This window comes from Aliivibrio sifiae, from assembly GCF_002954705.1.
Classification (GTDB): Bacteria; Pseudomonadota; Gammaproteobacteria; order Enterobacterales; family Vibrionaceae; genus Aliivibrio; species Aliivibrio sifiae_A.
The window spans coordinates 1,094,505-1,103,527 of sequence record NZ_MSCO01000002.1 but is presented as its reverse complement, the minus strand read 5'-3'; the positions used below and the strand labels follow the sequence as shown (position 1 = coordinate 1,103,527).

Below are 9,023 nucleotides of genomic sequence, written 5' to 3'. Positions count from 1 at the left end.
TGTTGATAACGGTCTCTATAATTTTTCAAAAGTATGTTCAATCTCGTCTAACATCCATTCCATAGCATTACCCATGCCACTGTCACGACGTTTTACTACTCCAATCTCAATCTGCAAGGCGTCGGGAATATGGTAAGTTGATAATCGAATGGTTTTGTTTTGATACCATTCCGACTCTAGTACGTGCTCAGGAACCAGTGCCCAACCCACATTACGGATCACCAATGCAGTAATGTAGTAGTAGCTGTCGATATACCAATGATTGGCTGAAATGGCTTTCTCATGTGAGTGACCAACTCTATCTCGAATAACTAATTGACGGTGTTGGTTTAGTTGGATAAGAGTAGGAGTCTTATGTTTAGCAAGGGGATGCTTTGGTGAGACAACTAATGCTTGATTGAAAAATCCAAGAGCGCGGTACTCTAATGAATCAGATAGGGTATTCACTCGGAATAAGAAGCCTAAATCCGCTTTTTTTTCTTCTACCCACTTTGCAATATCTGCTTGAGACCCATTAATAATCGTCAACTTTAATAAAGGAAAAGTAACCGATATTTTTTGGAAGAAATCCTCAAATACATCAATAGGAACGGCTTCATCGAGAGCAACAGTTAATGCGATCTCTTCACCTGTAGCAACAGTATCTGCACGGGCTTGTAGGCGTTCACATTGTTCTAAGATTGCTTGAGCTTCAATAAACATGTCTTCACCGTCTTGAGTTAATACAGGTAGACGTGCGCTTCGATCAAATAAATCAAAGCCAAGATCTGCTTCTAAATTTGCAATTGCGGTACTAATTCGAGATTGTGCCTTCCCCATTTTACGTGCAGCCGCAGAAAATGAACCACATTTAACCGACGTAACAAAGGCATTAAGTTGATCTAAAGTCCAATTCATTTTTTCTCCCCTTTTTGTAAACGTATATGGCGGTTAGAGCAATTTGGTGAAGGCTTAGGATTGATATTTTTTTTCTCAGACAGCAAATGGCGGATAGCTAAAATGGGGTGCTTTAATAGCATTCGTGGCCCAGAAAAGCGCATCACTAAACGCATCTGTTCTTTTACTTCTGGCTTATAGCAATGAATTGGACAGGTGTTACAAGTTGGCTTGTTTTCACCGTATGGACAGCGATCTAAACGAACTTCTGCATAATCCATCAAGGCTTGGCATTCTGAACACAAGGAGTGAGTGTGGTGGTTTTTTTTGCAATAAATTTCAATCATTGCAGAAACGGTTTTAAATTCCGTATTGAGCTTTCCAAGCAAAATATCGCTGGTTTTCATACATCACTCGTTCTTAATCAATCATTATTGAGTCAGTATAAAGGGGAAATGATATTGGGTGAAGTGTTCACTTTTTCAGAAGGTGATTCTAGCTTAGTATACGTTTATCCCCTAAAGCATATTGCTCCTAAGTGTATGCGCTCAAAAGCCATTTAGTTTATTGCTAAATGGCTTTTTATTGGTGATTACTTATCTTCAGAAGTGTAACTTGAATATGAACAGTAATAGCAGCCGTTTGATTGTGGGTATATTTCTTTAGCCGCATTTAACGCGGTGCTGCATGCAGTGTGATAGCCAAGAGGTTCACATTTTGTAATGCCCGGACTGTGAGTACATGTTGCGGTGTGAATTTCATGATCGCCATTATCTTGTTCGTTTTTATCAACATAAAATAAACTCATAATTACCTCTAGAAAATAATATATAAACGGATATCTGAATAATCACAATACGCCTATTCGATGTTGTGGATAGCTAAAAAAATGAATAGTTAGATGTACATCACTTGTAATCATTAAACTTGTGAAGCGCCTTTCATGAAGTACTTTTAAAGTTATCGATTGAGCATCTGTAATATTTTTTAGTGCTTAACTAATGAGATGCATGATTACGATTTCTTTTTATATTAATCACTCTAATTTAAATGAGTTATGAATTTCTCCTTTCTTATTTATTACAAAAAGTATCATTAATTGTTCTTTAAGGCTTAATGTTGAAACTTTTAGGTGGTTTTATTTTTGTGTGGTCTTTAATAATGTTCCTGTACTTACTTAACTACCTTATTTAAAGTAAAGTAAAGGAAATGATTATGAAAAAAACAGTATTAGCGCTACTTACTTTAGCCTCTTTTTCTAGCCAAGCTTTTGAAGTATCGAGTAACGATATTCACGAAGGTCAATTAATGAAAAGTGAATTTACTTTCTCTGGCATGGGTTGTACTGGTGACAATATTTCACCGCAACTAAGCTGGAAAGATGCGCCAGAAGGAACAAAAAGTTTTGCTATTACTGTGTTTGATCCAGATGCACCTACAGGTAGTGGTTGGTGGCACTGGTTAGCGCTTAACATTCCTGCAAGCGTAAGTAGTGTTGAACAAGGTTCAGCAATGAAAAATACATTACAAACGAAAAATGACTTTGGCACTATGAGCTATGGTGGCGCGTGTCCTCCTGCTGGCGATGGCATGCACAGATATCAATATACAGTGTGGGCATTACCACAAGAGAAAATTGATTTACCAGCAGATATCTCACCAGCGGTAGTCGGTTATACTTTAAATAGCATGGCATTAGACAAAGCTGTATTAACCGCGACATACGTGCGCTAATATGAATTTAAATTGGTAAAATAGGGGGATAAAATGGATAAAGTAATGTTGAATGAACCGGTATTTAGAGTGCAAACTTACTCTGGTCAGAGTGATCAACATTTACGTAATGTTCATATTTATGCCCCTAGTATTATTTGGGTTAAATCTGGCGTAAAAACCGTATTTCAAGAGTCTGAACAATTTGATATCGATTCACACTCTTGGTTGCTTAAGTCAGCCAACCAAGGCTTAAATTTTATTAATAAATCTTCTACAGATAACTTTTATTCTGTTCAGATCTGTTTTTTCTAACTCCGCCTAAAGAGATGTTAGAAGAGAGTCAAAAAAATGAAAGCACCCGCTTACATACTCATGCGATCACGGTGTCCCCATTACTCGCTTATGGATTCACATTCTTAACCGATATGAATACCCAAAAGTTAAGCTTTAAAACCCAGCGACTTCACTTGTTGGCTTTATATCAGCAATTGGCAGAATTGGGTGTGCTGCATGTTTTATTCTCACCAACATTCGCTTCTTTTCAAAGTGAACTGAGTGCGTATTTTGCTAAAGATCCAGCAGAAGCGTATCAATTAGAAACCGTATGCGATGATTTTTCGATGAGCCGTGCAACGCTGATCCGTCGATTACAGCGAGATGGCACCAATTTCAGAACGGTTTTATCGAATGTTCGAATGACTCACGCCCTGTCCTTAATGCAAGAGAAACGCCAAACCCAGTTAGACTTGGCATTGCAGTGTGGTTATCAATCAGAAAGTCGCTTTAGCCAACGTTTCCATCAGCAGTTTGGTATGACACCAAAGCAGTACATGAAGACGGTGGTGTATTGAATATAAGAAAAAAACAGCGAGCACTTAGGCTCGCTGTTTTTATTTTTAACCCTGAATAAGTAGAAGGACTACTTAGCTAACTTAGTCAGCACACTCATCAACAACTTAATTCGTGGTTCGATTGATTCAAGCAATAAGTACTCATCAGCACTGTGGAAGCCTGCACCGATAGGGCCTAAACCATCTAACGTTGGAATGCCTAAGATTGCCGTGTTGTTAGCATCAGAGCCGCCGCCCACTTCTTGCCAGTTAATGCTGATTTCAAGCTCTTGTGCTGATTCTTCAACCATCGCCATTAATGCTTCAGTTTGTACTGATGGCACCATTGATGGTTTGTATGCTTCACGTTCTACTTTAATAGAAACACCATCAACAAACGGCGTTTGAGTCATGCCATTTAATGTCGTGTCGACAAGATCATATTCTGCGTTATCCCAGAAACGAACATCAATCACAGCGGTTGCTGAATCAGGAACGATGTTAGCGCCAGCACCACCAGAAACCATACCGACGTTCAATGTCGTGCCTGATTCAAAGTTTGTCATCGCGTTTGCTGCTAAGATCCAGTTTGCCATTTCAGTGATTGCACTGCGGCCATTTTCTGGTTCATTACCTGCGTGAGCTGCTTTACCACTGAAGGTTACTTTGTAATTAGCCATGCCTTTACGTGCTTTAACTAAACCACCATTAGCGCGAGCCGCTTCTGCAACTAATACATTTTTCGCTTTTTTAGCTGTTTCTTGGATCCAATCAACTGAATCTAGCGATCCTGTCTCTTCATCTGGGTTCATACATACACAGATAGACAGTTTATCTAATACCGCTTGGTCTAGATTACGCAGTGCATAAACTACGTTTAATAGACCAGATTTCATATCAGATACACCAGGGCCATAGGCTTTTTCAGCATCTAAAGACATTGGGCGCTCTGCCGCTGTACCTACAGGGAAAACCGTATCCATGTGGCCAATCATCATTACATCAATATGTTCAGCGTCTGGTTTGTTACGAACTTCAAGGCCAACACCTGCTTTACCACAATCAATTCGCTTAACAGACCAACCGTTCATCGCTTCGTATTTAGCTGCCATTTTGCTTGCAATAAATTCGATGCCATCAAGTGTGTAAGTACCACAATCCACATCAATCAGTGGGCGAAGCTCTTCTAAGTAATCATTTAGAGAAAAATTCATCTTGAATCCTTATAGAATCATGTTCATAACAAACATAGCCCCAAATGCGTTTAATACTGAAATCGCAATCATTACTGGGATGTAACGACCTTCAGTACCTATAGGGCCCATGATACGGCCCATGTATTGAACTTGAGAGCCCATTAGGTAAATCGCAGGTGCAAGAATCGCGATGTGCGCACCGTTTAGGATTCCTTGGTCAAACAGGGTAATAACTACACCAACAGCACCGCCCATTGACATCCATGCACCAATAAGAACTGCTGCAGCTTCACCCGGCAAGCCAAATACGGCCATGATAGGAGAGAATAAAGTTCCCATTAATTCAAGTGCACCCGTAATTTGCAGAGCCTTGATAATAACGAATGCCATTAATACGTTAGGAACAGTAGAAGTCGTCGCAATAACCCAGCCTTTTTTAGCGCCTTCAACGAAGATGTCTGTCACCATTGGTTTTTTTGCTTTAACGTCGCTCATTACGCTGTCTCCTCAGTCATTTTCTTGTCTTGTTTATCATTGTCTTGGCCTTCTTTACCTTCAGTAATGTTTAGGTAAATACGGAATAGATTTGCGCCAATAAATTTGAAAGCAAACATAACAACAACAGCTAAGCCGATAGAAGAAGGAACCGCTAAAGAACCATCAGGATTGGTTAATGTAAATAGCACAGCACCAGATGAGAAGAAGTTAACAATCGCTGCACCAGCAGTGAATTGGAACATAGTGAAAACATCGGTCTCACGCTTAGTTAAATGCTTTTCATCTTTTAACTGACGAGTCATCGCTGCACCCGCATCGGTACTTTGTAATGAGGCAATTAATGCTAAGCCAGAGTTACCAGGAATACCCATTAGAGGGCGTAGAAGAGGAGTAAGCAATTTACGAGCAGCATCAAGAGCCCCGTAATGCTCAAGAACATTGATCATACCAAGGGCAAACATAACAGTAGGAATAAGAGTTAAAGCAAAAATGAAACCATCACGAGCACCGCTACCACCTTTACCGCGTAATGATGTCGTTGCTGCTTGAACGCCATCTGCGGTTTCAGTGACAGAATAAGCAACACTACCAAAAGAACCATTTAGTGTGGTGAAATCAAGAACGCCATACCATTCATTGGATTGCATTGCGCCAGAAAAGAACACAACAGCGAAGGCCAAAGCTACATAGCTGCCAATGCCGACTTTACGTGCTTTATCAGCCGATTGAGTCATAATTACCTCGTTTAATTTAAGATTAGAAATTTTTATGGGTTAACCATTTTGGGGTATTTTGCGTGAATGGCTTTTAGAAGGGTTTGATTCTTATCAATAACTATTTCTAAAAGTAAAAGATCATATAACTAGTTTTTTATTTTGTGATCTATCTGAAATTGTAGATTTTTATGTTGATTCGTTAGAATATTGTACGTTTGATTGGGGGTAATGAAGACTTGTTTTTTTTGATGGATAATTCAATTTATTTTGTAAATTATACTTATGATTAATTGAAGGTAACTATAAGTAAATTGTTGTTATTGTTATGTCTTGTGTGTGTTTTTAAGACGAAAAGGTAAACACTCTTGAATGTACCAAGAGTGTTTATATTAGGTGAGAATTATTGAATTATTCACCATTTAGAGGTGTTGATACCGCCTCATCTTCATACCAGAACAGGTCTGTGCGGTTAGCGTAACGATCTGTAAATGACATGTTAGGGCTTAACTCATATTTCATCGTGTTTTTAATGCGTTCAAACGCTCGTTCTGCAACTTCAGGTGATGCTGTTGCGTGGGGATTAATCCTCAGTTCTGCGGTACGGTTAGCGGCATTTTCAACCACTTCTCGATAACTGGAATTAATACGATTAAATGGACCAACAGCAAACATAATGTCTTCCGGTGGAATATTTAATGTTGCAATTTCACTGAGTGATACATCTCGTAGAAGCGTATCGACAACCTGTCCTCCGTGGTTAAGTTCAATGGCATAAACGTATCCACGTTGGCTGTCTAATGCATAATTCACTGCGACGGCCTCTTCCGTACTTGTTGAAATAACACCTCGAATTGCTTTTGTATGATGGGCTAATTGAACATAAGAAACGGGTTCAATTTTACGTGTAAATCCAGAATGAAATAGCTCATCTGGAAGTCGGGTATCTCCTCTAAAAACTAATGAGCCATTTACTTCGGATTGATAGCCTCTTAAAAAAGGAACATTTTGAATTTCTCTTTGAGCCTCAATACCTAAACGATGCAGTTTTTTTGTATCAGTAAGATAAGCATAAGGATCAACTTGTTGTTCTAATTCATAGAAATCTTTTAGTGCTTCAAGATCTCGACCTCCAGCCATATCTGCATAACCTGAACCGCCTAAGCCTGGATGCTCAGGAAGATCTTCAGGTAATAGAATTTCAGAGGTTTGGCTATGCTCTTCTACTCCATTTGATGTCACTTCATTAGAAACTACGCTGTTTGTTTCACTTCGGTTCCCAGCTCTTAATCCACCTTGTTCCAGCCATTGAGGTTCACTGGTTTCCATATTGATAGTACGAACAACTCGACTGTCTAAAATTAAACGTCCAGTGGCAGGTTCTACCTCTCGAAAAGATCCAAAACCATCAGCTTTTAATAGCGTATTTCTGCCTGAATCAGTTAATCTAACACCTAATAAGTCGTCACCTGTTTGAGGGTGATTAATGATCTTAGGCATTGATGTGAATTGATCTAATGTTTCAGTTGAAACCCCCTCGTTTAAGAGTATGCGGTTAGGCAATAAATCCACCTCTTTTTCAACCGATATAGCGAGAGATTGGCCATATTTTACCATCACTGGAAGTACGGCTGCAGTACCAAGAATGGCGGCATTCACAGCACTCATTCGAGTACCGGCTAATCGTTCTGATAATGAATCACCAGTAACGGCTTTGTTTACGCTCAGGCCAAGTTGTGTACTGCTAAGAGATATTGTCAACGGGATCCCAAGCTCAGGGACTAAAATGTCAACTATGGGAAAAAAGACGACTAAACTATTGGCAATCGAGAGTATGTAATCCCTTTGAGATTCGCTATTGGACTTTATAGAGGTATCACCATCACTCGCCATTCGAGCTTTTCGTTGTTCGGTCATCCTTGCAAAGACATTACCATGAACAGGGTGGTGCTTCATCATGAAATAGCGTTTATCCCAATTGCCATTAATTAGTTCAGTAAGAGCACTTTCCACTCCCGAATATGTGCCACCATCTTGGCGTAAATACAGGCTAAAATGGCTTAATAATGTATTTTTACTTTCAGGATGTTGTAATCGTTCATATAAGGTTTTTCTTAATTGTCGCTCTGTCCTATAGGTAATAAATGGTTGTGCGTTTCCTGGAATATATAATAAACCACCAGTGCTTCCTTTCTGTTCAATGACGAGGATATCAGTAGAGTCATACCCATAAATATCAAACCGATAAACGTTAATAGTATTAGGGTGGACAGGCTTAAGAAGAGAAAGTGCGAGTTGATAATCTCCTTGAGTTAATAAACCTAATTGATACTGTTGATGAGCTGAAAAAGCAAAACTATCTCGCATTAATTGAGTATAGCTTTCGCTATTTTTTTCCCAGAACAGGGCTAACTCTGCGGTATAAGTGGTTTGAATATCCAGATCGTAATAAGCAATATCCCATAAATCCGATGAGAGAAGACGAACTTCATTTCGTTCATCAAAAATATCGCCATCAGCCCCTTGAGTGTAAATACCTGTATCTAAATTAATCGTTCCTGGAAAAGAATCTCTGAATCGATTAAAGGTATTGAGCATAACCGCTTGAGATAAGGTGTAAGATTTATGAGGGGATTCATGATGTGCCCAGCCATTATAGCTACGTGAACTGCTCATTGCACTTTGGAACTCATTATAAAATACAGCATCAGGATCGATACCAGTATGGCCATGTTTTATTAATGCAGCTTTAAGTTCTCGTGATGTTACTTTCAGAGGGTCAGGAAGCGTTTTCATTAATTTTGCATAGTCATGAACAAAATGAAGTTTCCATGCCGTATCAAAACGATGGGAAGGTATCTCGTGATTGTTATTTGTTGGTTCTACATTCGCACTAGCCTGAAAAGAAATATAAAAAAAGGCGAATATCAGGACTAAAACTAATGTTTTAATTATTTTTCTGTTCATAGATTAACCTTGTTTATTTTTAATTATCTCGCCCTGAAATAGGTCTTTTTATTTTAGTGCGAGATAAATTTACGTTGATTAAAACCCTTAGAAACAACTAACAGGATTTAGATAACATTGGTAGTAAGTGATATCTGTATCGTCAGTATCTTCGTCGTTTTCCGAGACATGTGGAGAGAGTGATGGGGTAAAAATAAAGAACGTAAGAAGTAACTTTTTCATGGGTA

10 protein-coding genes are annotated in these 9,023 nt (G+C 39.0%); 3 read left to right on the top strand and 7 right to left on the bottom strand.

Annotation, left to right across the window (positions count from 1 at the left end):
* Positions 1-15: 15 nt before the first annotated feature.
* The 3 genes from BTO22_RS15895 to BTO22_RS15885 form a co-directional block, all read right to left on the bottom strand.
* Positions 16-897 carry a LysR family transcriptional regulator gene (locus tag BTO22_RS15895; RefSeq protein ID WP_105056316.1) on the bottom strand — a complete coding sequence of 294 codons (882 nt, stop codon included), beginning with the start codon at positions 895-897 and terminating at the stop codon, positions 16-18.
* A complete protein-coding gene (locus BTO22_RS15890; protein WP_105056315.1) occupies positions 894-1,283 on the bottom strand; it encodes a nitrous oxide-stimulated promoter family protein in 390 nt (129 codons plus the stop codon). The genes BTO22_RS15895 and BTO22_RS15890 overlap by 4 nt, the downstream gene beginning before the upstream one ends.
* 185 nt (positions 1,284-1,468) lie before the next feature.
* Complete coding sequence (locus tag BTO22_RS15885) at positions 1,469-1,684, bottom strand: hypothetical protein (RefSeq protein ID WP_060992115.1); 216 nt, start codon at positions 1,682-1,684, stop codon at positions 1,469-1,471.
* Between the two features lie 407 nt (positions 1,685-2,091).
* Between BTO22_RS15885 and BTO22_RS15880 the strand changes: the two genes are divergently transcribed.
* The 3 genes from BTO22_RS15880 (at position 2,092) to BTO22_RS20255 (ending at position 3,443) form a co-directional block, all read left to right on the top strand.
* On the top strand, positions 2,092-2,610 hold the full coding sequence (locus BTO22_RS15880; RefSeq protein ID WP_105056314.1) for a YbhB/YbcL family Raf kinase inhibitor-like protein: 519 nt from the start codon (positions 2,092-2,094) through the stop codon (positions 2,608-2,610).
* A gap of 33 nt (positions 2,611-2,643) precedes the next feature.
* Positions 2,644-2,904 (top strand): hypothetical protein, encoded by a 261-nt coding sequence (locus BTO22_RS20260; protein ID WP_258132634.1) that lies wholly within the window; start codon positions 2,644-2,646, stop codon positions 2,902-2,904.
* Positions 2,905-2,975: 71 nt separating this feature from the next.
* On the top strand, positions 2,976-3,443 hold the full coding sequence (locus tag BTO22_RS20255) for a helix-turn-helix transcriptional regulator (RefSeq protein WP_258132632.1): 468 nt from the start codon (positions 2,976-2,978) through the stop codon (positions 3,441-3,443).
* Positions 3,444-3,511: 68 nt separating this feature from the next.
* Here the strand turns inward: BTO22_RS20255 and BTO22_RS15870 are convergent, their stop codons facing one another.
* The 4 genes from BTO22_RS15870 to BTO22_RS15855 all read right to left on the bottom strand — a co-directional run bounded on the left by BTO22_RS15870 (position 3,512) and on the right by BTO22_RS15855 (position 8,796).
* The gene (locus tag BTO22_RS15870; RefSeq protein WP_105056313.1) at positions 3,512-4,636 is read right to left on the bottom strand and encodes a M20 family metallopeptidase; all 1,125 of its coding nucleotides are present in this window, start codon (positions 4,634-4,636) and stop codon (positions 3,512-3,514) included.
* Positions 4,637-4,645: 9 nt separating this feature from the next.
* Positions 4,646-5,113: a YjiG family protein gene (locus BTO22_RS15865; protein ID WP_105056312.1), complete on the bottom strand. Its 468-nt coding sequence runs from the start codon at positions 5,111-5,113 to the stop codon at positions 4,646-4,648.
* Complete coding sequence (locus tag BTO22_RS15860; protein ID WP_105056311.1) at positions 5,113-5,850, bottom strand: nucleoside recognition domain-containing protein; 738 nt, start codon at positions 5,848-5,850, stop codon at positions 5,113-5,115. Before BTO22_RS15860 ends, BTO22_RS15865 begins: the two co-directional genes overlap by 1 nt.
* 390 nt (positions 5,851-6,240) lie before the next feature.
* Positions 6,241-8,796, bottom strand: a complete 2,556-nt coding sequence (locus tag BTO22_RS15855; RefSeq protein WP_105056310.1) for a dermonecrotic toxin domain-containing protein — start codon at positions 8,794-8,796, stop codon at positions 6,241-6,243.
* Between the last annotated feature and the right edge of the window lie 227 nt (positions 8,797-9,023).